Annotated in this window: 22 protein-coding genes; 15 read left to right on the top strand and 7 right to left on the bottom strand. The window is 73.9% G+C overall.

The window, feature by feature from the left end; all coding sequences use genetic code 11:
* Positions 1-22: 22 nt before the first annotated feature.
* Positions 23-1048, top strand: a complete 1026-nt coding sequence (locus RV983_RS13880; protein WP_475986097.1) for a hypothetical protein — start codon at positions 23-25, stop codon at positions 1046-1048.
* On the opposite strand, the gene RV983_RS13875 is transcribed toward RV983_RS13880, so the two are convergent.
* Positions 1045-3192, bottom strand: a complete 2148-nt coding sequence (locus tag RV983_RS13875; RefSeq protein WP_475986096.1) for a S9 family peptidase — start codon at positions 3190-3192, stop codon at positions 1045-1047. The genes RV983_RS13880 and RV983_RS13875 overlap by 4 nt on opposite strands.
* A 191-nt stretch (positions 3193-3383) precedes the next feature.
* Between RV983_RS13875 and RV983_RS13870 the strand changes: the two genes are divergently transcribed.
* The 8 genes from RV983_RS13870 to RV983_RS13835 all read left to right on the top strand — a co-directional run bounded on the left by RV983_RS13870 (position 3384) and on the right by RV983_RS13835 (position 10638).
* Positions 3384-3578 carry a hypothetical protein gene (locus RV983_RS13870; RefSeq protein ID WP_475986095.1) on the top strand — a complete coding sequence of 65 codons (195 nt, stop codon included), beginning with the start codon at positions 3384-3386 and terminating at the stop codon, positions 3576-3578.
* Positions 3579-3594: 16 nt separating this feature from the next.
* The gene (gene mshB, locus RV983_RS13865) at positions 3595-4488 is read left to right on the top strand and encodes an N-acetyl-1-D-myo-inositol-2-amino-2-deoxy-alpha-D-glucopyranoside deacetylase (RefSeq protein ID WP_475986094.1); all 894 of its coding nucleotides are present in this window, start codon (positions 3595-3597) and stop codon (positions 4486-4488) included.
* Positions 4485-4841 (top strand): DUF6113 family protein, encoded by a 357-nt coding sequence (locus RV983_RS13860; RefSeq protein WP_475986093.1) that lies wholly within the window; start codon positions 4485-4487, stop codon positions 4839-4841. The genes mshB and RV983_RS13860 overlap by 4 nt, the downstream gene beginning before the upstream one ends.
* Before the next feature lie 214 nt (positions 4842-5055).
* Positions 5056-7038, top strand: coding sequence for a VanW family protein (locus tag RV983_RS13855; protein ID WP_475986092.1), 1983 nt, complete (start codon positions 5056-5058; stop codon positions 7036-7038).
* A 139-nt stretch (positions 7039-7177) separates the two neighbouring features.
* Positions 7178-8113, top strand: coding sequence for an ABC transporter ATP-binding protein (locus tag RV983_RS13850; RefSeq protein WP_475986091.1), 936 nt, complete (start codon positions 7178-7180; stop codon positions 8111-8113).
* Positions 8110-8823 carry an ABC transporter permease gene (locus tag RV983_RS13845; RefSeq protein WP_475986090.1) on the top strand — a complete coding sequence of 238 codons (714 nt, stop codon included), beginning with the start codon at positions 8110-8112 and terminating at the stop codon, positions 8821-8823. Before RV983_RS13850 ends, RV983_RS13845 begins: the two co-directional genes overlap by 4 nt.
* A gap of 35 nt (positions 8824-8858) precedes the next feature.
* Complete coding sequence (locus RV983_RS13840; protein WP_475986089.1) at positions 8859-10106, top strand: sensor histidine kinase; 1248 nt, start codon at positions 8859-8861, stop codon at positions 10104-10106.
* The gene (locus tag RV983_RS13835) at positions 10030-10638 is read left to right on the top strand and encodes a response regulator (protein ID WP_475986088.1); all 609 of its coding nucleotides are present in this window, start codon (positions 10030-10032) and stop codon (positions 10636-10638) included. The genes RV983_RS13840 and RV983_RS13835 overlap by 77 nt, the downstream gene beginning before the upstream one ends.
* A gap of 52 nt (positions 10639-10690) precedes the next feature.
* Here RV983_RS13835 and RV983_RS13830 read toward each other — a convergent pair whose 3' ends face one another.
* A complete protein-coding gene (locus RV983_RS13830) occupies positions 10691-11515 on the bottom strand; it encodes a transglutaminase-like and tetratricopeptide repeat-containing protein (RefSeq protein ID WP_475986087.1) in 825 nt (274 codons plus the stop codon).
* A 10-nt stretch (positions 11516-11525) separates the two neighbouring features.
* Positions 11526-12542, bottom strand: coding sequence for a GNAT family N-acetyltransferase (locus tag RV983_RS13825; RefSeq protein WP_475990318.1), 1017 nt, complete (start codon positions 12540-12542; stop codon positions 11526-11528).
* A 113-nt stretch (positions 12543-12655) separates the two neighbouring features.
* Between RV983_RS13825 and fdxA the strand changes: the two genes are divergently transcribed.
* Positions 12656-12976: a ferredoxin gene (fdxA, locus tag RV983_RS13820; RefSeq protein WP_475986086.1), complete on the top strand. Its 321-nt coding sequence runs from the start codon at positions 12656-12658 to the stop codon at positions 12974-12976.
* A gap of 87 nt (positions 12977-13063) precedes the next feature.
* Positions 13064-14176: a succinyldiaminopimelate transaminase gene (gene dapC, locus RV983_RS13815; protein WP_475986085.1), complete on the top strand. Its 1113-nt coding sequence runs from the start codon at positions 13064-13066 to the stop codon at positions 14174-14176.
* 71 nt (positions 14177-14247) lie between these two features.
* Here dapC and RV983_RS13810 read toward each other — a convergent pair whose 3' ends face one another.
* A complete protein-coding gene (locus RV983_RS13810; protein WP_475986084.1) occupies positions 14248-14664 on the bottom strand; it encodes an ATP-binding protein in 417 nt (138 codons plus the stop codon).
* A 284-nt stretch (positions 14665-14948) separates the two neighbouring features.
* Positions 14949-15977 carry a VldE C-terminal domain-containing protein gene (locus RV983_RS13805; protein ID WP_475986083.1) on the bottom strand — a complete coding sequence of 343 codons (1029 nt, stop codon included), beginning with the start codon at positions 15975-15977 and terminating at the stop codon, positions 14949-14951.
* A 64-nt stretch (positions 15978-16041) separates the two neighbouring features.
* On the opposite strand from RV983_RS13805, the gene dapE reads away from it, so the two are divergent.
* Together dapE and RV983_RS13795 are read left to right on the top strand one after the other, a co-directional pair.
* Positions 16042-17109, top strand: a complete 1068-nt coding sequence (gene dapE, locus RV983_RS13800; RefSeq protein ID WP_475986082.1) for a succinyl-diaminopimelate desuccinylase — start codon at positions 16042-16044, stop codon at positions 17107-17109.
* Between the two features lie 89 nt (positions 17110-17198).
* On the top strand, positions 17199-17993 hold the full coding sequence (locus RV983_RS13795) for an LOG family protein (RefSeq protein ID WP_475986081.1): 795 nt from the start codon (positions 17199-17201) through the stop codon (positions 17991-17993).
* 48 nt (positions 17994-18041) lie between these two features.
* Here the strand turns inward: RV983_RS13795 and folP are convergent, their stop codons facing one another.
* Entirely contained in the window at positions 18042-18902 is an 861-nt protein-coding gene (gene folP, locus RV983_RS13790; RefSeq protein ID WP_475986080.1) for a dihydropteroate synthase, read from the bottom strand.
* Between the two features lie 122 nt (positions 18903-19024).
* On the opposite strand from folP, the gene RV983_RS13785 reads away from it, so the two are divergent.
* Positions 19025-19408 (top strand): DivIVA domain-containing protein, encoded by a 384-nt coding sequence (locus RV983_RS13785; protein WP_319665556.1) that lies wholly within the window; start codon positions 19025-19027, stop codon positions 19406-19408.
* Positions 19405-20007: a DNA-3-methyladenine glycosylase I gene (locus RV983_RS13780; RefSeq protein WP_475986079.1), complete on the top strand. Its 603-nt coding sequence runs from the start codon at positions 19405-19407 to the stop codon at positions 20005-20007. Before RV983_RS13785 ends, RV983_RS13780 begins: the two co-directional genes overlap by 4 nt.
* A 31-nt stretch (positions 20008-20038) precedes the next feature.
* Here RV983_RS13780 and chcB read toward each other — a convergent pair whose 3' ends face one another.
* Positions 20039-20830, bottom strand: coding sequence for a 2-cyclohexenylcarbonyl CoA isomerase (gene chcB, locus RV983_RS13775; protein WP_475986078.1), 792 nt, complete (start codon positions 20828-20830; stop codon positions 20039-20041).
* Positions 20831-20845: the final 15 nt, after the last annotated feature.

Genomic DNA, 20845 nt, shown 5'->3' with positions numbered 1-20845 from the left:
CGGAGGGGCCTGGGAGGTGGCCATGCGGCAGACGTATCGGCTCGGAGGCGTGATCTGTGCTGCCCTGGGGGCGGCCGAGGCCGTCTGGGTGGGGCAGGACCTCACCCAGTTCCGGGCGGAGGGCGCCCTCAGGGTGTGGACCGGGCTCGGAGTGCCGGTCGGCGGGGCGCCGCTGATCACCTCGACCGTGGACCTGCTGCTGCTCGGGCTGTACGCGGCCGGGGCGGTGGCCGCCTTCCGGCCCGGCGGCGTGGGGGTTCTCGGGGCCGCGGCCGTGATCACGCTGGCGCTGCGCACCCCCGCGGCTCTCCTGCTGGCCCCCGCCTCGGGCGGCGTCCTGCGGGGCCTGCAGGGGCCGTTGCTGCTCACGGCGGGCGGTCAGGTGGCCGGGGCGTTCCTGCTGCTCCTGGTGGTACGCCGCAACGGCACGGACGCCCCCGTTCCACCCCGGCCCGCCGCCGGGGTGCTCGCGGGACTGCTGCTGCTGGTCGCCGCGGCGATCACGGGCATCTGGGAGTTCACCCGCACCCACGGAGATCCGGCCGCCGTGCCGCTGCCGCCGAGCTTCCTGTTCCGCACGGCCGTCGGCGGGTACCTCGTCAACTCGCAGCTGGGCGCGCCGTTCGACTGGCAGGCCTGGGCGAGCGCGGCGCTGGCCGCGGCCGCCGGGGCGGCGGCCCTGGCGCGGGCGCCCTTCTCCCGGCCGCTGGGCATCTCGGTCGCGTGCCTGCTGGGCGCCGTGGCGGTGCCGGTGCTCGTCACCTTCCGGCTCCAGGCCCTGTCCGGCGCCGACTTCGCGGCCGGCTTCTCCGCGGCCGCGGCCGTGGTGGCGGTCCTGCTGCTGATCCCCCGCCGTCCGGACTGGGACGGGGGGCCGGAGGGCGACCCGTTCGCGGACGCGGAGGTGGTGCCGGCGGCCGACAACCTCAGCATGCCGCTGTTCGACCAGACCGCCGTCCTGCCCGTCGTCGACGCGTACGGACCACCGCCCGGTGTGCCGCCCGGGGAGGCCCGGGCGGCATACCTGCGCGAACCACCGTTCGGCTAGGCCGTGGTGGCGAGCCCCAGCGCCCGCTTGAGGAAGGCGACCTGGAGCAGCAGCAGGTTCTCGGCGACCTGCTCCTGCGGCGTCATGTGGGTCACCCCGGACAGCGGAAGGACCTCGTGCGGGCGCCCGGCGGCCAGCAGGGCGGAGGACAGCCGCAGGGTGTGGGCGGCGACCACGTTGTCGTCCGCGAGGCCGTGGATGACCATCAGCGGCCGCGCCCGCTCCGCCGGCGCCGACAGCCCGGCCTCCGTGACAAGGGAGTTGGCGGCGTACACGGCGGGCTGCCGTCCGGGGTCGCCGAGGTAGCGCTCGGTGTAGTGGGTGTCGTACAGCCGCCAGTCGGTGACCGGGGCGCCGGCCACGCCCGCGTGGAAGACGTCCGGACGGCGCAGGACCGCGAGCGCGGCGAGGTAACCGCCGTACGACCAGCCGCGGATGGCGACCCTGCCCAGGTCCAGCGGGTAGCGGGCGGCGAGTGCGTGCAGCGCGTCGACCTGGTCGTCGAGGGTGACCCCGGCGAAGTCGCCGGCGATCGCCTTCTCCCACGCGGGGGAGTGCCCCGGGGTGCCGCGGCCGTCCGCGACGACCACCGCGAAGCCCTGGTCGGCGAGCCACTGCGCGTGGAGGTAGGCCCGCTGGGAGTGCACCACCATCTGGCCGTGCGGGCCGCCGTAGGGGTCCATGAGCACGGGCAGCGGGCCGTCGCCGTCCCGGTGACCGGAGGGCAGCAGGACCGCCGCGGGGATGTCCCGCTCGCCCGCGGTGGTGAGCACGGGGCGGGCGGTCAGCACGGGGGTCTCGGCGTGCGAGGCGATCACGGCGGCCTCCGCGCCGTCGCGCAGCACGCGCGTGGTCGCACCCGGCTCCGCCAGCGAGGCGGACGTCACCACCGTGACCCCGCCGGAGCGCACCGCCGTGTGGACGCCCGGCGTGCCGGTCAGCCGGACCGGGCCGCCGGGCCCGCCGTCCGCCCGGTACACATGGATCTCGCCGGTCTCCGGGTCCTTGGCGCCGACCCCCGCCGAGGCGGTCAGCAGGAAGGCGTCCCCGTCGCTCCCGAGCACCGAACGTACGTGCAATTCCGGTCCGGTGAAGGCCTGTTCACCCACCACCAGGCACCGCGCGCCGCTCTCGTCGGTGATCCGCACCAGGCGCTCACCGCTCGCCCAGGACGGCACCCCACCGAAAAGATCGAGCCAGATTTCGTCGCGCTCCCGGTACACCTCGCGGGTGCCGCCGGTGGCCGTGTCGACCGCCAGGAAGACCTGCTCGCGCTGGTCCCTGGCCTGCACGAGCAGCAGCGGCGGGCCGGCCGCCGACCAGTGCACCCGCGCCAGGTACGGATAGCGCTCCCGGTCCCACTCCACGGGCGTCGCGGCGCCGTCCAGGGTCAGCAGCACCAGCGTGACCTCGGCGTTCGGCGTGCCCGCCGCCGGGTAGGCGACTTCGGCGGGTTCCTGCCCCGGGTTGGCGGGGTCGGCGATCCACCACCGCCGCACCGGGGTGTCGTCCACCCGCGCGGCGAGCAGGGCGCCGCCGTCCGGGGCCCACCAGTGGCCGCGGCCGCGGGACATCTCCTCGGCGGCGATGAATTCCGCCAACCCGTACGTGACGCCGGGGCCCTCCGGCACGGCCAGCGCACGGTCCCCGCCGCCGTCCGCGTCCACCACGCGCAGCGCGCCGTCCGCCACATAGGCCACCCGGCGCCCGTCGGGCGAGGGGCGGGGGTCCGCGACCGGGCCCGGCACCGCGATCTCCCGGGCGGTGCCCGCGAGCAGCTCCGCGAGGAACAGCCGCCCGGACAAGGCGAACGCGGCACGCCCGACCGCGTCGTCCGTCGCGTACGCCACGATGCCCGCCGAGCCCTCGCGGCTGCGTTCGCGCCGCGCCCGCTCCTGCGGCGACAGCTCCTCGTCCGTGCCGGCGAGCAGGGCCGCCGGGTCTGCCGCGACCCGCTCCGCCCCCGTGCCGCCCTCGGCGGGCAGGTCCAGCACCCAGAGCAGGTGCGAGCGGTCGGTGCCGGAACGGGAGCGCAGGAAGGCGATGCGCCCGCCGTCCGGTGAGACGGAGAAGGCGCGCGGGGCGCCGAGCGAGAACCGCTGCGTGCGGGCGTACTGCCGCGGGAAGGAGAGCGATTGCGTCATGAGGGCGAGTCTCCCACCGGGCCGGCCGGCGGACCCGGCGCGCGTACCCGCGAGAACCGGCCATGCGCCCCCGCGTGCTCCCGTGCACCGAGCTGTGCGGACCACCACAAAGTTATGATCCATTGCCGAGAGTGGGTAACAACCGGTTGGCAACTGCTGTCGCGACCCTGAGGCCCTGGAGGTGAGCCGCTGTGGCACTCTCGATTTCGGCGGTGCTGCTGCTGCTGATCGTCGTGTTCCTGCTCGTCCGGAAGTCCGGGCTGAAGGCGGGACATGCGGTGGTCTGCGTACTGCTCGGCTTCTATCTGGCGAGTTCGTCGATCGCCCCGACGATCAAGGACCTGACCAATAACGTCGCGGGCATGATCGGGGACTTCAAGTTCTGAGCCGTAGGCTCTCCCCATGACCGCGACGCCCGCCCGCCGACTGCTCCTCGTCCACGCACACCCCGACGACGAGTCGATCAACAATGGCGCCACCATGGCCAAGTACGCCGCCGAGGGGGCCCACGTGACGCTCGTGACGTGCACCCTGGGTGAGGAGGGCGAGGTGATCCCGCCGGAACTGGCCCACCTGGCCGCCGACCGGGACGACACCCTCGGCACGTACCGGATCGGCGAACTCGAGGCCGCCATGAAGGAGCTGGGCGTCACCGACCACCGGTTCCTCGGCGGCCCCGGCCGGTACCGCGACTCGGGGATGATGGGCGTCCCGCAGAACGAGCGGCCCGACTGCTTCTGGCAGGCGGACCTCGACCAGGCGGCCTCCTACCTCGTGGAGGTGATCCGCGAGACGCGGCCGCAGGTGCTCGTCACCTACGACCCGGACGGCGGCTACGGCCACCCCGACCACATCCAGGCGCACCGGGTCGCCACGCGCGCCGCCGTGCTGGCCGCCGAGCCGTCCCACCGGCCCGATCTCGGCGACCCGCACGCGATCGCCAAGGTCTACTGGAACTGCATTCCGCGGTCGGAGGTCGAGGAGGGCTTCGCGCGGCTGCGCGCGGCAGGCAAGGACGTCCTGTTCGAGGGCATCGCGAGCGCCGACGACATGCCGGGCGTCGTGGACGACTCCGTGGTGACCGCGGGCATCGACACCGAGGCGCGCCACGCGGGGCGCAAGGCGGCGGCGATGCGGGCCCACAGCACGCAGATCGCGGTGGACGGCCCGTTCTTCGCCCTCTCCAACGACCTCGGGCAGCCGCTCTTCGGCGCCGAGTACTACCGCCTGGTCAAGGGCGAGCCCGGGGTCGCGGACGGCCGCGAGGACGACCTGTTCGCGGGGGTGGGGGTATGAGGAGCCTCGCGTATCCCGCGCTCGCCGTACTGGGCGCCGCCGTCGCGGTCGCCGGTGCGCTGGTCCAGGCGGCCTGGTTCCCCGGCGGGCTGATCCTGGCGCTCGCAGGGAGCGCGGCCCTGTTCTGGGGCGGCGCCCGGCTGACCGGCGGGCGGGTGGGGGCGCTGGTGCCGGCGGCCGTCTGGCTGCTCACCGTGATCTTCCTGAGCTCCGCACGCCCGGAGGGCGACTTCCTGTTCGCCAATGGACTCAGCCCGTACATCTACTTGTTGGGCGGTGCGATGGCGGGCGTGATGTCGGCCACGCTTGCGCAACCCGGGCCTCCCGGCGGCGGATCACTTGAGGCACGATAGGCGCCACGTTCCGTCCGTTAGGATGCGCGCGTTGACCGCTCACGAACTGCACGTCGTCCGATTTGGTGGATGACGTCGCATAAGTCCCGTTGGTGCGGGCGGTCTCCCCCCGGCGGCAGGCGACTCCTCGGCGGTGCCCAGTATGGTGGTGCGCGCCGCCGGGCCGCCCGCGGAAGGCCGTGACGGGTGGCGAAGCGAACCGGGAGAGCCTGCATTGAGTCGTGAAACTGACCGTCCGTCCCCCGGCCACCAGGGCCGGGGCGGAGCCGCGTATCCCTCGGGCACCCCGCCGTACGGGACCCGCCCGTTTCCGTCGCTGCATCCGCAGGAGGGCCCACGGGACGAGGCGCCTGCCGACGGGGAGACCCCGGCCGCCCCGGCCGCGGGCGAGCCCAGAACCGAGACCACGCTGACCACCCGGATCCGGATCAACATCCCCGGGTCCCGGCCGATCCCGCCCGTCGTGGTCCGTACGACCGTCGACGGCGCCGCCGAGGGCGAGGCCCCGGCCTCCCCGGCAGCCGGCCCCGCGGCCGAGCCGGCCCAGCCGCCCACGGGATGGACCGCCGTCCCCGGGCACGGCGAGCCCGCCCCCGCACCCGCCCGGGACGCGGAGCCGGAGGTCCCGGCGCAGGGCGGCGCGAAGCCGAGCAGCGACTGGTTCGCCCCGCGCAAGGCCGCCCCGGCCCCGCAGGCGCCGGCACTGCCCGCTGCTCCGTCCCCCGCGCCGACGCAGGACTTCGCCGCCCCGGACGCCACGCAGCCGATGCAGCTCGGCGACCTGCCGATGCGGCCCGCCGGCCAGGAACGCGGTCCCGGCCGCCCCGGCCCCGGTGCGCCGGGCGGCGCGCCCATCCCGTACCTCACCGACGGCCCCATGGGCCCCGGCGCTCCCGGTCCCCGGCCGTTCCCCGGCCCGGGGGGACCCGGCGGTCCGTCCGGGCCCGGTGATCCCGGCCCCGGCGGCCCCGGCACGCCGTTCCGCGGCTTCCCGTCCCCGTCCGGCCCCACCGCGGGCCCGGTCACCGGCGACATGCGGATCCCCCCGGCCGGTGCCCCGCATGCCGCACCGGGGTCTTCGCCCTTCCCCGCCGCCTTCCCGCCCGCGGGAGAGCGGTTGTCCGGTGACACGGTCGTCAGCGGCATTCCGGCCGTGCCCCCGGCGGGCCCGGCGGTGACCCGTCCGGTCCCGGCCGGCGGCGACTCGTACCACTTCCAGGAGGAGGACGAGCCCGCCCCCAAGGCCAAGGGACGCTCCAAGCTGATACTGGCCGGCGTGGCCGTGGTGGTCCTGCTCGGCATCGCCTACACGGCGGGCCTGCTGATGGACCACTCCGACGTCCCGGCCGGTACCACCGTCTACGGCGTGGACATCGGCGGCAAGTCCAAGGACGAGGCCATGGCGGCGCTCGACGGGCAGCTCGGCACCCGCAAGGACGCGGCGATCACCGTCACGGTCGGCGACCAGACCAGGAAGCTGAAGCCCTCGGCCGCCGGTCTCGTCCTCGACACCGACGCGACCGTCCGCGACGTGGCGCACCGCGACTACAACCCGCTCACGGTGATCGGCTCGCTCCTCGGCGGCACCCGCGAGGTCGACCCCGTGGTGGACACCGACAAGGACAAGCTCCGCGCGCAGCTGGAGAATCTCTCCGCCGGCCTCGGCGGCGCGGGCTCCGAGGGCAAGGTCACGTTCGTGTCCGGCAAGGCCGTTGCCGTCGTCGGCAAGCCGCACCAGGCCATCGACGTCGACGGCTCGGTGGACAAGGTGACCGCCGCCTACGCCACGCAGCTCGCCAGCGGCAAGCCCGGTCTGGTCACGCTGGCGGCCGGCACCGTCGAGCCCAAGGTCACTAAGGCCGCGCTCGACGAGGCCGTCAACGGCTTCGGCAGGACCGCGATGTCGGGCATGGTGTACGTGCGGGCCGGCGGCGGTGCCCCCGTCCCGTTCAGCCCGGAGCGCTCGCTGTCGCAGATCCTGTCGATGGTCCCGGACAAGGACGGCAAGCTGAGCCCGTACATCGACCTCAAGGTGCTCAAGGAGCTGTACGGCGGTGCCTTCGACGGCGTGCTGGTGACCCGTGGGGACGGCAGCAAGACCGCCGTGACCCCGCAGGACGTCGCCTCGGCGATGATGCCCGCGCTGCGGACGGACGACCCGTCGAAGAAGACGGTCACCGTGGACGGCACCTCCTGACCGGCTGAACCTCCCCGTCATGAGCGTCATGGGTGTGGCCCCGGTTCCCGTACCGGGGCCACACCCATGACATCTGTCATGCATGGAACGGGACGCCCGGTACTGCCGGGCGGGCCCCCGCACCGGCGACTGTGATGCCATGACCGCCATCGCGTTCACGCACGTGACGAAGAGCTTCGGCCCGGTACGGGCCGTCGACGACCTGACCCTGACCCTCCACCCGGGCGAGACCGTCGCCCTCCTCGGCCCCAACGGCGCCGGCAAGTCCACCGCCTTGGACCTGCTGCTGGGTCTGCGCACCCCCGACTCCGGCACCGTCGAGATCTTCGGCCGCGCACCGCGCCGCGCGATCTTTGAGGGACTGGTCGGCGCCATGCTGCAGAGCGGCGGCCTCATGGAGGACGTCACCGTACGGGAGATCGTGCGGCTCGCCTGCGACCTGCACCCCCGCCCGCGCCCCGTCGCCGAGGTGCTCGCCGGCGCCGGCCTGGAGGCGATCGCAGGCCGCAAGGTCAACAAGCTCTCCGGCGGCCAGGAGCAGCGCGTGCGCTTCGCCCTGGCGACCGCCGGGGCGAGCGACCTGCTGGTCCTGGACGAGCCCACCACGGGTATGGACGTCTCCGCGCGCCAGGCCTTCTGGGACGCCATGCGCGACCAGGTGCGGCAGGGCCGCACCGTGCTGTTCGCCACCCACTACCTGGAGGAGGCGGACGCGGTCGCCGACCGCGTGCTCGTCCTGCAGGGCGGCCGGCTGCTGGCCGACGGCACCGCGTCGGAGATCAAGGCGCGTACCGGCGTCCGGCGGATCGTCTTCGACCTCGACACCCCGTGGGACGAGGCGGCCCTGCTCGCCCTGCCCGGGGTCACGGCGGCCGAGGTGGCCGGCCGCACCGTGCGCCTGCGCTCCACCGACGCCGACGCGACCGTGCACGCCGTCTACGCGGCCGGGCTCTACCCCCGGCACCTCGAAGTCGCCGGGCTCGGCCTGGAACAGGCCTTCCTGGCCATCACAGCCGGCACGGAATCGGCCGCGCCGGCGGCCGTGTCCAAGGACGAGGAGGTGGCGGCCCGATGAGGACGCTGGTCAAGCTGGAGATCCTGCGCGTCCTGCGCAACCGCAAGTTCATGTTCTTCTCGGTGATCTACCCGGTGCTGCTCTTCCTGATCCTGACGGCGGGTCAGAAAAGCTCTCTGGTGACGTACTACATGGTCGCGATGTGTGCCTTCGGCGCCATGACCGCCGTGCTCATGGGCAACTCCGAGCGCATCGCCCGCGAACGCGACAAGGGCTGGGTCCGGCAGCTGCGGCTGACCGCGCTGCCGGGCCGCGGCTACGTCATGGCGAAGATCGCCTCCGCGGCCACCGTCAGCCTGCCCTCGATCGTCCTCGTCCTGATCGCGGGCGCGGCCGTCAAGGGCGTGCGGCTGGACGCCTGGCAGTGGGGCGGCGTCCTGCTGACCAGCTGGGCGGGCAGCTTCGTCTTCGCCGCGCTGGGCGTGGCCATCGGCTACGTCGCGAGCGCGGACGTGGCCCGCCCGGTCGCCATGATCGCCTACTTCGGGATGGCACTGCTCGGCGGCCTGTGGATGCCGTACAGCGTCTTCCCGGCCTGGCTGCGGCACATCGCGGACGTGCTCCCGGCGCGCCCGTACGCCGCGCTCGGCCAGGCCGTCGAGCTCGGCCATGCCCCCCACCTGCGCGACGTGGCGGTGCTCGTGGTCTACCTGGTGCTCTTCGCGGGCACAGCCGCTTGGATGTACCGCAAGGACACCGCGAAGGCCTGACCTCCCGAACGGGCTGCCGAGGAAAGGAGCGGGACGTGACCGCGGGAGCCACACACCGGCCGGAGGCCGGGGCGGCCGACGACACGACGGCGATCGGCCGGGCACCGGAGAACCGCCGGCAGGCCTTCGTGAAGCTGATCTGGGTCGCGATGTGGATGCTCTACCTGGGCTCCCCGGTCAGCGACCTGGCCGAGGGCGGGCACGACCTGCCCGCCACCGTGCTCGGGTGGACCGGGCTCCTCGTGTACGTCACGCTCTACCTCGGCCTGGTCTTCCGGCGCACCAACGCCGAACAGCAGCCGCCCTGGGTGTACGGGGTGCTGGGGCTGCTCGGCGTCCTCGCCCTGGTCCTCGGGCTGACCCTCGGCGCTGCGTTCCTCGTGCTCTTCGTCTACCTGTCGGTCGCCTGCGGCGCGGTCCTGTCCGGCCGCCGGGCGCGCTGGGCGATCCCCCTGGTCACCGCGGTGCTCGCGCTGTGCGCCGCGCCGGGCGGCGTGAACGGCATCACGCTGGGCTCGCTCCTCGTGCCGTGCATGCTCGGCGGCTTCGCGATGATGGGAGTGCGGCAGCTCGTCCGCACCACCCGCGAACTGCGCGAGGCCCGGGAGGCCGTCGCGCAGCTGGCCGCCACCGAGGAACGGCTGCGGCTCGCCCGCGACCTGCACGACCTGCTGGGGCACTCGCTGTCCCTGATCACCCTCAAGAGCGAACTCGCCGGGCGCATGCTGCCCGACCGGCCCGGGGACGCCGCCGCGCAGGTCGCCGACATCGAACGGGTCAGCCGCCAGGCCCTCGTCGACGTCCGCGAGGCCGTCAGCGGCTACCGGCGGGCCAACCTCGCCGACGAGCTCATCGCGGCCCGCAGCGCCCTGCGGACCGCCGGCATCCGCGACGACCTGCCCGCCGAGGTGACCGTCCCGCTGACCCTCGAGGCGGAGGCCGCGCTGGCCTGGGCCCTGCGCGAGGCGGTCACCAACGTCGTACGGCACAGCGGCGCCCGGCGGTGCGCCGTCGCCGTCCGCGAGGGCGACGGAACGGTGTGCCTGACCGTCTCCGACGACGGGAGCGGGCCCGGCGGCGCCGGGCGCGGCAACGGCCTCACAGGGCTGGAGGAACGGCTCCTGCTGGCCGGCGGCCGACTGGAGACGGAGGGCGGCCGCGGGTTCACCCTCCGCGCGTTCGTCCCGGCGGGCTACGCTGCCGCCCATGATCCGGGTGCTGCTGGCGGAGGACCAGTCGATGGTGCGCGAGGCACTGGCCGCGCTGCTGGGGCTGGAGGATGACATCGAGGTCGTCGCCCAGGTCTCCCGCGGCGAGGCCGCCGTCGCCGCGGCACGCGAAGCGCAGGCGGACGTCGCGCTCCTCGACATCGAGATGCCCGGCGCCATGAACGGCCTCGATGCGGCGGCCGCGCTGCGGGCCGAGCTGCCGCGGGTACGCGTCGTCATCGTCACCACCTTCGGGCGCCCCGGCTACCTGCGGCGCGCCATGGAAGCCGGCGCCGACGCCTTCCTGGTCAAGGACGCCCCCGCCGCGCGGCTCGCGGACGCGGTGCGCGCCGTTCTGCGCGGCGAGAAGGTCATCGACCCCGCGCTCGCCGCGGCCGCGCTCAGCGAGGGGGCCGACCCTCTCACCCCGCGCGAGCGGGACGTTCTGCGAGCCGCGGCCGACGGCTCGCTCAACGCGGAGATCGCGCGCCGGCTTCACCTCTCCGAGGGGACGGTCCGCAACTACCTCTCCACGGCGATCCAGAAGGCGGGGGCGCGCAACCGGACGGAGGCGGTTCGCATCGCGCGTGAGCGCGGCTGGTTGTAACGGGTTTTTCCCCCGCCGCCCGTGTGCCCTGTGAAGTCACGGACCCGGGACATCAATTGAGCAGCGCACGCGCCGCACGCGCCTGATGGCGCAACGCGCCCGCCGTGGCCGGCTCCACCGTGTCGAGGATGTCGGCGCAAGCCTCCATCTCGGCGGCGCCCCGCGCAAAGTCCCCCTTCCGAACGAGCAGTTGGGCGTACTCCTGGCGCAGCCGCGCCGGGTGGTGGGGCAGGAGCAGGGCGAGCTCGACGGCCCAGAGCTGGACCGCGAGGTGCTCGGGGCGGGCGTCGGCCCAGGCGCGGATGTTGTTCAGGACGCGCAGCACGATCTCGAGCGGGTCGGCCGGGCTGAGCATCGCGGGGGACAGGCCGGAGCCGGTGGCGCCGGCGACGAGGAGGCGTACGTCCTCGTCGCCGAGGGGGCGTCCGCCGTTGAAGGGGTCGGCGAGCACGAAGTCGCCGGCAGGGTCGCCGAACCCGACCACGAAGTGGCCGGGGAGGGCGACGCCGTAGACCGGGGCACCGGCCCGCCGGGCGACCTCGATCCAGACCACCGACAGCAGGATGGGCAGCCCGCGCCGCCGCCGCAGCACCTCGTGCAGCAGCGAGGACTCCAGCCGCTGGTAGTCCGCGGGGGTTCCGCCGAAGCCGAGCCGGCCGCCGAGCAGGGCGGCTGTGGCGGCGGCCCAGTCGGCGGCCCGGGCCGGCCCGTACGGCAGGAGCCCGGCGAGCCGGTCGAGTTCGATCTGTGCGGCGTCCGTTCCGGCCTCGCCGAGGCCCGGGTCGGCCTCCTCGCCGATCAGCAGGCACAGGGCCGCCAGGTCCGGGCGCGGTTCGCGGGCGGCCTCGGTGAAGCGCCGCCTGACGGAGTCGTCCATGCCGCCGCTCCTAACCGTCCGCCGGGCGCGGCCCGCGCCGGTAGTGGTACGCGTGGTGGGTGACGAAGCCCAGTCGGTCCCAGAGCGCGCGGGCGCCGTCGTTGCCGCTCTCGACCTGCAGATACGCCCCCGAGGCGCCCTCGTCCAGGGCTTTGCGGGCCATCGCCGCGACGACCGCCGTGGCCAGCCCGGTGCGACGCAGGCCGGGGTCGGTCTCGACGGCGGCGATGGACGCCCAGCGTCCGTCGACCGCGCACCGCCCGATGGCGGCGGGTGCCTCACCCGCGGCTCCCGGGACGCTCGCCAGCCACACGGAGGGGCCGCCGGTGAGCACGGCGAGTGCCGCGTCGCCGGGGCCGCCGGTGCGCTGGTACCGGGCGAGCCATCCGGCGTCCGCCTCGCGGGTGAGCCGCACCTGTTCGGCGCCCGGCAGGTCGGCGAGCGGCGCCAGCGGGGCGGTGCGCAGCAGGGCGTGGCCCTCGGCGGTCCAGCCGAGCGCGTCGAGTGTCCGCGCGAGGGCCTTGTCGCCCTCTTCGTCACCCGTGGTGATCTGGATGTACGCGGGCAGCCCGCGTTCGCCGTACCAGTGGGCGACCGCCTCGGCAGCCGCCGTGTCGGACATGCCCGGCTCGCCGAGCGGCAGCGCGGAGTTGGCCCGCCGGGTGAAGCCGCCGGCGGCCCGTAGCGTCCAGGCTCCGAGCTGTGCGGTCTCGGGCGCGGGCCAGCAGCGCGCGGCGCTCTCCTGCAGTTCGCGGACCGTGGCGCGGGGTGCCCGCGGCCCGCGCCGGGTGGGCGTGTCGGGCACGATCTTTGCCGCCACCAGCAGGCGTTCCGCGATGCGGACGGCCTCTCCGTTCCTGCGTGTGACGACCAGCGCCCCTTCGTCCCACGATGTGAGAACCCCTACGGCGTCGGTGAACACGGGCCGTCCGCCGACGATCTCCGCGATCCGCCGAACTGACACTCGTTTACCCACGTCAGAGGGGGTTATACGGACGTCTGCCCGGGCTCCGGCGGTGAAATCCATGCTCATGACCGCCCCTCCTGTTCGTCTGCCGCCCAAGAACGGAGATACTAGGTGCGGGCATCGACGACGCCGCGCTCCCGCGCGAGACAGCCCTATCGAGGAGGAACGACAGCGTGACCTACGTCATCGCGCAGCCTTGTGTCGACGTCAAGGACAAGGCGTGCATCGAGGAGTGCCCGGTCGACTGCATCTACGAGGGCCAGCGGTCCTTGTACATCCACCCGGACGAATGCGTCGACTGCGGAGCCTGTGAGCCGGTCTGCCCGGTGGAGGCCATCTTCTACGAGGATGACACCCCGGAGGAGTGGAAGGACTACTACAAGGCGAACGTCGAGTTCTTCGACGAGCTCGGTTCGCCCGGTGGTGCCTCCAAGCTGGGGCTGATCGAGCGCGACCACCCCTTCATCGTCGCTCTGCCGCCGCAGGGCGCGTGACCCCGACAGTTGTGGGCGGTCCCGTACGGCACACCGCCGTGCGGGGCCGCCGTGTTTAGCGGCCTTCCGGCCTTTCAGTAACGGAAAGTGAGCACCAGCGTGGCGCAGCCAGTCTCGTCCAGACTCCCCGTCTTCCCGTGGGACCGGCTCGAACCGTACAAGGCCACGGCCGCCGCACACGCCGGAGGCATCGTCGACCTGTCGGTGGGCACCCCCGTCGACCCGGTCCCCCACATCGTCCGCCGCGCACTGAGCGAGGCCTCCGACAGCCCCGGCTACCCCACCGTGTGGGGCACCCCCGAGCTGCGTGCCGCGATCACCGGGTGGGCGGGGCGCCGGCTCGGCGCCACGGACCTGGGGGACACCCATGTCCTGCCGGTGGTCGGCTCCAAGGAGCTGGTCGCCTGGCTGCCGACCCAGCTGGGTCTGGGCTCCGGCGACAAGGTCGCGTATCCGCGGCTGGCGTACCCGACCTACGAGGTCGGCGCGCGCCTCGTGGGCGCCGAGCCGGTCGTCTACGACGAGCCGACCGGCCTCGACCCGGCCGGCCTGCGGTTGCTGTGGCTCAACAGCCCCTCCAACCCCACCGGGCGGGTGCTCGGCAAGGACGAGCTGCGCCGGGCGGTGGCCTGGGCCCGCGAGCACGGCGTGCTGGTCTTCAGCGACGAGTGCTACCTCGAACTGGGCTGGGAGGCGGACCCGGTCTCGGTGCTGCACCCGGATGTCTGCGGCGGCTCGTACGAGGGCATCGTCGCCGTCCACTCGCTGTCCAAGCGTTCCAACCTGGCCGGCTACCGGTCCGCCTTCCTGCTGGGCGACCCGGCCGTGCTGGGCGAGCTGCTGCAGATCCGCAAGCACGGCGGCATGATGACGCCCGCCCCGGTGCAGGCCGCCACCATCGCGGCCCTCGGCGACGACGCCCATGTGGCCGGGCAGCGCGAGCGCTACGCGCGGCGCCGGGCCGCCCTGCGCACGGCGTTCGAGGCGGCCGGATTCCGCATCGAGCACAGCGAGGCCAGCCTCTATCTGTGGGCCACGCGCGACGAGTCGGGCTGGGACACGGTCGCCGACCTGTCCAAGCGCGGCATCCTCGTGGCGCCGGGCGACTTCTACGGCGAGGCCGGCGAGCGGTACGTGCGGATCGCCTTCACGGCCACCGACGAGCGGGTCGCCGCCGCCGTACGCCGCCTGGCCGCCTGATCCGTCCCGGACAGCCCGAAGGGCCCGGGGAGCCGAGGCTCTCCGGGCCCTTCCGGTGCGGCTGTGGGGGATCAGCCGCCGAGGGGAAGCCCCTTGAGGGGAAGCTGGTCGGTGGTGGGCAGGCTCTGCAGCGGCAGACCGGTCTTGCCGGCGTGCTTGCCGACCTCCACGGCGGCACCGCCGATGGTGCCCGCCGCCTTGGTGGCGACGCCGCTGACGGCCGGCTGGGCCGTCTTGCCCAGGCCGGCCACCGTGCGCGCCGTGGCGGGCACGGTCTGCTGTACGGCCTTATCCGCACCGGAGTCCTTGGCGGCATGCGTGACCGTGCCGGCGATTTCCGGGGCCTTGTCCACGTTGGTCAGCCCACCCAGGTCGCCGACCTGCGGCAGCTCGGCTGCGGACGCGGCACCGGCACCGATGAGAGGCGCCGCGGCCGCGCCGACCAGCAGGGCGGCCCGGACGATCCGACGCGTGAGGGGGAGAGACATGGTGCTCCTTTTACGGAGAGACGACAGTTACGGCGTGACATGTCCGCGGGGCGGACGTCGTGACTACCGCGTGAGGTGCCCCGAAGGTTGCGGCCGCCTTAGGTAAAGAGTTGGTAATGCGGTGAGTTCCGGTGGCTGGTAAAGCGGAGCAATTCGGGCGTCGTGAGCTGCGCCGACGAAACGTCACGGCCCTGTGTCAGATGGGGTTTTGACGTTGCGCAAAGACGGTTTCCCATCTGATGGGTTTGGCGTACAAGCGACCCGCCTGGGGGTGAATGCCCGCACTATTGCGCGACGGTGATGCGCACGTCTTCCGCCGACGTACCGGAATCGGCGCTATTCGATGTCGTCCAGCCCTTGCCGGAGGCCGCCGCGGACCACTCCCGGTGCGCGAAAGCGACTTTCTCGACCTTCAGTTCATGGGCGTGCGCCACCGCCCACTGCGCCAGCTCCCAGCCGCGCCGGGTGTCGCCGCCCCGCGTCCCGCCGCCGGCGGGCGCGGAGGGCACCGCCACCGTGCGCGGTCCCGCGGCCCGTCGGGCGCCGGCCTCGGCGCGCTCGGGGGTGTCGCCGTTCTTGGCGTCGCCCTTGGCGCCGGACGGGGCGCCCGGAGCGGCGGCCGCCATCGTCCTCGGCGCCACGTCCGGGCCGAACTCCCGTACCAGGCGGGCCCGTACCGTCGCGGGGTCCCCGCCGGGGAGGGCCCGTCCGCCGTCCGCCGCCGTGCAGGTCAGCGCCGCACCGTGCCGGCCGGTCAGGGCGGCGGCCAGCAGCGCCGCGTCCGCCTCGTGCTTGGCGTACGCCTGCGGATAGCCGCTCTTCTGCACCCGCTGCGCGGCCACGGTGAGCGGCAGCCGCGAGTAGCCCTGGATCTTCACCAGACCGTCGAAGAACTCGTTCGAGGCGTAGACCGGGTCCATGATCTGCGCCGCCGTGCCCCAGCCCTGCGAGGGGCGCTGCTGGAACAGGCCCATCGAGTCGCGGTCGCCGTGGTTGATGTTGCGCAGCGCGGACTCCTGCATCGACGTCGCCAGCGCTATCGCCACGGCGCGTTCCGGCAGCCGGCGGGAACTGGCCACGGCGGCGATCGTGGAGGCGTTGGCGGCCTGCTGCGGCTCCAGCCGCAGCGTCCCGCCCTCGGCGGTCACCGTGCACTCGACGCGCCCGGGACCGCCCCCGATCACGCCGAAGTGGTGGGCCGCGTAGCCCGCGACCCCCAGCAGCACCAGGGCGGCGGTGACCACTCGCGCGCCGCGTCCCCGCTTCCGGGGAGCGCGCGCGGCGGGACGGGACGTCGGCGTGGGCTTCGGCACGCGCACACCGTACCGAAGGCGGCTGTGCCGACCACGGCATTCGGCCCCCGGTAGGGTCGGCGGCATGGAACGGCCCGTGCTCGATCTCAGTCAGGACGCCGCCGCGGTGACGGCGCAGCTCGTCGACATCCCCTCCGTCAGCCTCGCAGAGAAGCCGCTGGCCGACGCCGTGGAGGAGGCACTGCGCGCCCTGCCGCACCTCACCGTCGACCGCGACGGCGACGCCGTGGTCGCCCGTACGCGCCTGGGGCGCGCCGAACGGGTCGTGCTCGCCGGGCACCTGGACACCGTGCCCATCGCCGGCAACGTGCCCTCCCGGCTGGACGACGACGGCATCCTGTGGGGCTGCGGCACCACCGACATGAAGTCCGGCGTCGCTGTCCAGCTGCGGCTCGCCGCCACCCTCCCCGAGCCCAACCGCGACCTCACCTTCGTCTTCTACGACGCCGAGGAGATCGAGGCCGAGCGCAACGGGCTGCGGCGGCTGGCCGAGCACCACCCCGACTGGCTCGAGGGCGACTTCGCGGTGCTGCTGGAGCCCACCGACGCCAAGGTCGAGGGCGGCTGCCAGGGCACCCTGCGGGTCCGTGTGGAGACCTCCGGCCGCCGGGCCCACTCCGCCCGCGGCTGGCTCGGTGAGAACGCCATCCACAAGGCCGCGCCGGTCCTGGCCCGCCTCGCCGCCTACGAGCCCCGGCACGCCGTCATCGACGGACTGACCTACCGCGAGGGCCTCAACGCCGTCATGATCGAGGGCGGTCACGCAGGCAACGTCATCCCCGACTTCTGCGCGGTGATCGTCAACTTCCGCTTCGCCCCCGACCGTTCGGAGGCCGAGGCCTTCGCCCATGTCCGCGAGGTCTTCGAGGGCTTCGACGTGCTGCTCACCGACAGCGCCCCCGGCGCCCTGCCGGGCCTGTCCCACCCCGCCGCGGCGGCGTTCGTGGCGGCCATCGGCACCGAGCCCGCGCCCAAGGACGCCTGGACCGACGTCGCCCGCTTCTCCGCGCTCGGCGTCCCCGCGGTGAACTACGGTCCCGGCGACCCCAAACTCGCCCACACCCGCGAGGAGCACGTCGCCGTCGCCGCCGTCCTGGAGGCGGAACGGAAGCTGCGCGCCTGGCTGGCGTAAGGAGCAATTCAACGGCGCGTTCTTGATCCGCGTGGTGGGCGCGTGCGTACCCTGACCGGACCGGAGGGACGCAGCGAAAGGAGCGCGACATGGACCGTGACGCGGAGGAGGCGGCGGCGGCCGAGACGGCGGCGGCGGAGGCCAGTTCCACAGGTCATGACTGGCCCGAGCGCCACACCGGCCCGGTGGTACGCCGCCGGGGCCAGGTGCAGAAGTCCACCACCGACCAGCGGCTGCTGGACACCCGCGGCCCGTCGGACTGGGTGCACGGCGATCCCTGGCGCGTGATGCGCATCCAGTCCGAGTTCGTGGAGGGCTTCGGCGCCCTGGCCGAACTCGGCAGCGCCGTCAGCGTCTTCGGCTCCGCCCGTACACCCGAGGGCACACCGGAGTACGAGACCGGCGTCCGTATCGGACGCGCCCTGGCGGAGGCCGGCTTCGCCGTCATCACCGGGGGCGGCCCCGGCGCCATGGAGGCGGCCAACCGCGGCGCGTGCGAGGCCGGCGGCGTCTCGGTGGGACTCGGCATCGAGCTGCCCTTCGAGCAGGGGCTCAACCCCTACGTCGACATCGGCGTGAACTTCCGCTACTTCTTCGTCCGCAAGACGATGTTCGTGAAGTACGCCACCGGCTTCATCGTGCTGCCCGGCGGCTTCGGCACGCTCGACGAGCTCTTCGAGGCCCTCACCCTCGTGCAGACCCGCAAGGTCACGCAGTTCCCCCTCGTCCTGTTCGGCACCGCCTACTGGCGGGGCCTGGTCGACTGGGTCCGGGAGACCGTCGTCCACCAGGGCAAGGCGTCACCGGTGGACCTGGAGTTGCTGCACCTCACCGACGACGTGGACGAGGCCGTCGCCCTGGTGACCAAGGAGAGCGGGGACTAGGACCAGCCGGCGGCCCAGGGTGTGCCGCGGCCGGCGCGGGCGGGCCCGTCAGGCCAGTCCGCGCCGGGCCACCGCCGGCGGGCGCCGGCCCGCGATGGAGGCGACCATGTCGAGCACCTGCCGGGTCTCGGCGACCTCGTGCACGCGGTACACCTGCGCGCCCAGCCAGGCCGACACCGCCGTCGTCGCCAGCGTGCCCAGCAGCCGCTCCTTGACCGGCCGGTCCAGCGTCTCGCCCACGAAGTCCTTGTTGGACAGGGAGACCAGCACCGGCCACCCCGTCGCCGTCATCTCCGGCAGGCGCCGCGTCGCCTCCAGGGAGTGCCGGGTGTTCTTGCCGAAGTCGTGCCCGGGGTCGATGAGGACGGCGTCCCGCCGCACCCCGAGGGCGACCGCGCGTTCGGCGAGGCCCACGGTGATCTTCAAGATGTCCGCCATGACGTCGTCATAGCGCACGCGGTGCGGCCGGGTGCGCGGCTGCGCGCCGCCCGCGTGCGTGCACACCAGGCCGACGCCGTGCGCGGCCGCGACTTCGGCGAGCCGGGGGTCGACCCCGCCCCACGCGTCGTTCAGCAGGTCCGCGCCCGCCGCGCAGACGGCCTCGCCGACCTCGTGCCGCCAGGTGTCCACGCTGATGACGACGTCGGGGTGGCGCCGCCGCACCTCGGCGACGAAGCCGGCCGTGCGCCCGATCTCCTCCTGCGCCGACACCTCCGCCCCGGGGCCCGCCTTGACGCCGCCGATGTCGATGATCGCGGCGCCCTCGGCCACGGCCTGCGCCACGCGCGCCAGGGCGGGTTCGTCGCTGAACGTGGCGCCCTGGTCGTAGAACGAGTCCGGCGTCCGGTTCACGATCGCCATGATCACGGGCTCGTGCTCGCCGAATTCCCGTGTGCCCAGCCTCAGCATGTCGTGCCCGTCTCCTCGAAATGTGATCCGCCGACCGAAGATAGTCGCCGACCGCGCACCGCGCGCACTGCGCGGCGTGGCACGATCGTGCCGTACACGTCGGGCCGACCCCGGGAGAGGTCTTGTTCTGGTTCTTGCTCATCGCGCTGGTCGCGGTGGTCGCCGCGGTGGCCCTCGCGGTGCTCGGCGACGGCGGGGGGCTTCGCGACGTGGAGCCGGACCGGTTGGACGACCGGCTGCCCCGCGAGCGCCCGGTGGGGCGCGCCGACATAGAGCAGCTGCGGCTGCCGGTGGCCGTGCGTGGTTACCGCATGCTCGACGTCGACGACGTGCTGGACCGGCTGGCCGCGGAACTCGCCCAGCGCGACGCGCACATCGCCGACCTGGAGGCCGCGCTCGCCGGGGCGCACGCCACCGCGTTCGGCGGCCCCTCGCTCGTCAAGGACGCCGCCCAGGACGCGGAGGACGCCGCCCACGAGCCCAGCGGGCCCGGGGGCGAGCGATGAGCGGTGTGGTCGTCGGGGCGGACGGCAAGGCGCGCTGCCCCTGGGGACTGGAGACCGCGACCTTCGCGGACTACCGGGAGTACCACGACACCGAGTGGGGCCGTCCGGTGCACGGCGAGGCCCCGCTCTTAGAGCGGGTGTGCCTGGAGGCCTTCCAGTCGGGCCTGTCGTGGATCACGATCCTGCGCCGCCGCGAGGGCTTCCGCAAGGCCTTCGCGGGCTTCTCGCCGGACGCCGTGGCCGCCTTCACCGACGAGGACCGCGAGCGGCTGCTCGGCGACACCGGCATCATCCGCAACCGCGCCAAGATCGACGCGGCGGTCTCCAACGCACGGGCCACCCTGGAACTGCGCGAGGGGTACGAGGGCGGACTGGACGCCCTTGTGTGGTCCTACGCGCCGGACGCCGGTGGTGCGGGGGCGCGGCCCGCTCCCCGCACCACCGCGGACGTACCGGCCGTGACGGCGGAGTCCACCGCCCTGGCCAAGGACCTCAAGAAGCGCGGTTTCCGCTTCGTCGGCCCCACCACCGCCTACGCGCTGATGCAGGCCTGCGGCCTGGTGGACGACCACCTGGCCGACTGCTTCGCCCGCCGCTGAGGCTTCGGGGGCAGCCGGCCGCCGGAGGCCTTCAGCGCCCCAGGTAGCGGGGCTTCTCCTTCTTGAGGAATGCCTCGACCGCGATCCGGTGGTCCTCGGAAGCGCCCGCGAGGGTCTGCAGTTCGTCCTCCTTGGCCAGCGTCTCGACCAGCGCGTGGTCCTCGCCGTACGCCAGGGACGCCTTGACCGCCGCGTAGGCCAGCGTGGGGCCCTCGGCGAACCGGCGGGCCACCTCCGCGGCCTCGGCGGCCAGGTCGGCTGCCGGGACCAGCCGGTTGACGATGCCGAGCTCGTACGCCTCCTTCGCGGGCACTGTCCGCGGGAAGAACAGCAGGTCGGCGGCGCGGCTGCGGCCGATGAGCCGGGGCAGCGTCCAGGAGGCGCCGGAGTCGGCGGTCAGGGCGACGCCGACGAAGGAGGTGTTGAACGCCGCGGTGTCGGCGGCCACGCGGTAGTCGCAGGCGAAGGCGAAGCCCGCCCCCGCGCCCGCCGCGACCCCGTTGATCCCGGCGACGACCGGCTTGGGCATGGTCGTGATGGCCGTGACGATCGGGTTGTAGTGCTCGCGGACCGTGGACATCGCGGAGCCGCCGCCCTCCTCGGCGAGGAACGAGACGTGCTCCTTGAGGTCCTGTCCCACGCAGAACGCCTTGCCGGTCGCGGTCAGCAGCACCGCCCGCACCACCCGGTCGGCGCCCGCCGCCTGCAGGGCGTCGCGCAGGGCGACCTTGGTCTCGATGTTCAGCGCGTTCATCGCGTCGGGACGGTTCAAGGTGATGGTGGCGAGCCCGTCGCTCACCTCGTACAGCACGGCGTCCGTCATGTGATCCCCTTCGTC

Source organism: Streptomyces sp. RLA123 (assembly GCF_056270165.1).
Note: the sequence above shows the minus strand (reverse complement) of the source record. Positions and strands in the feature narration are given on the sequence as shown.

Coding starts and splice junctions, on each gene's coding strand:
- RV983_RS13880 (WP_475986097.1), top strand. CDS start 23: ATGCGGCAGACGTATCGGCTCGGAGGCGTGATCTGTGCTGCCCTGGGG.
- RV983_RS13860 (WP_475986093.1), top strand. CDS start 4,485: ATGAGGAGCCTCGCGTATCCCGCGCTCGCCGTACTGGGCGCCGCCGTC.
- RV983_RS13780 (WP_475986079.1), top strand. CDS start 19,405: ATGAGCGGTGTGGTCGTCGGGGCGGACGGCAAGGCGCGCTGCCCCTGG.
- RV983_RS13825 (WP_475990318.1), bottom strand. CDS start 12,542: ATGGATTTCACCGCCGGAGCCCGGGCAGACGTCCGTATAACCCCCTCT.
- RV983_RS13830 (WP_475986087.1), bottom strand. CDS start 11,515: ATGGACGACTCCGTCAGGCGGCGCTTCACCGAGGCCGCCCGCGAACCG.
- RV983_RS13845 (WP_475986090.1), top strand. CDS start 8,110: ATGAGGACGCTGGTCAAGCTGGAGATCCTGCGCGTCCTGCGCAACCGC.
- mshB (WP_475986094.1), top strand. CDS start 3,595: ATGACCGCGACGCCCGCCCGCCGACTGCTCCTCGTCCACGCACACCCC.
- dapE (WP_475986082.1), top strand. CDS start 16,042: ATGGAACGGCCCGTGCTCGATCTCAGTCAGGACGCCGCCGCGGTGACG.
- RV983_RS13875 (WP_475986096.1), bottom strand. CDS start 3,192: ATGACGCAATCGCTCTCCTTCCCGCGGCAGTACGCCCGCACGCAGCGG.
- RV983_RS13850 (WP_475986091.1), top strand. CDS start 7,178: ATGACCGCCATCGCGTTCACGCACGTGACGAAGAGCTTCGGCCCGGTA.
- chcB (WP_475986078.1), bottom strand. CDS start 20,830: ATGACGGACGCCGTGCTGTACGAGGTGAGCGACGGGCTCGCCACCATC.
- RV983_RS13810 (WP_475986084.1), bottom strand. CDS start 14,664: ATGTCTCTCCCCCTCACGCGTCGGATCGTCCGGGCCGCCCTGCTGGTC.
- RV983_RS13835 (WP_475986088.1), top strand. CDS start 10,030: ATGATCCGGGTGCTGCTGGCGGAGGACCAGTCGATGGTGCGCGAGGCA.
- folP (WP_475986080.1), bottom strand. CDS start 18,902: ATGCTGAGGCTGGGCACACGGGAATTCGGCGAGCACGAGCCCGTGATC.
- RV983_RS13795 (WP_475986081.1), top strand. CDS start 17,199: ATGGACCGTGACGCGGAGGAGGCGGCGGCGGCCGAGACGGCGGCGGCG.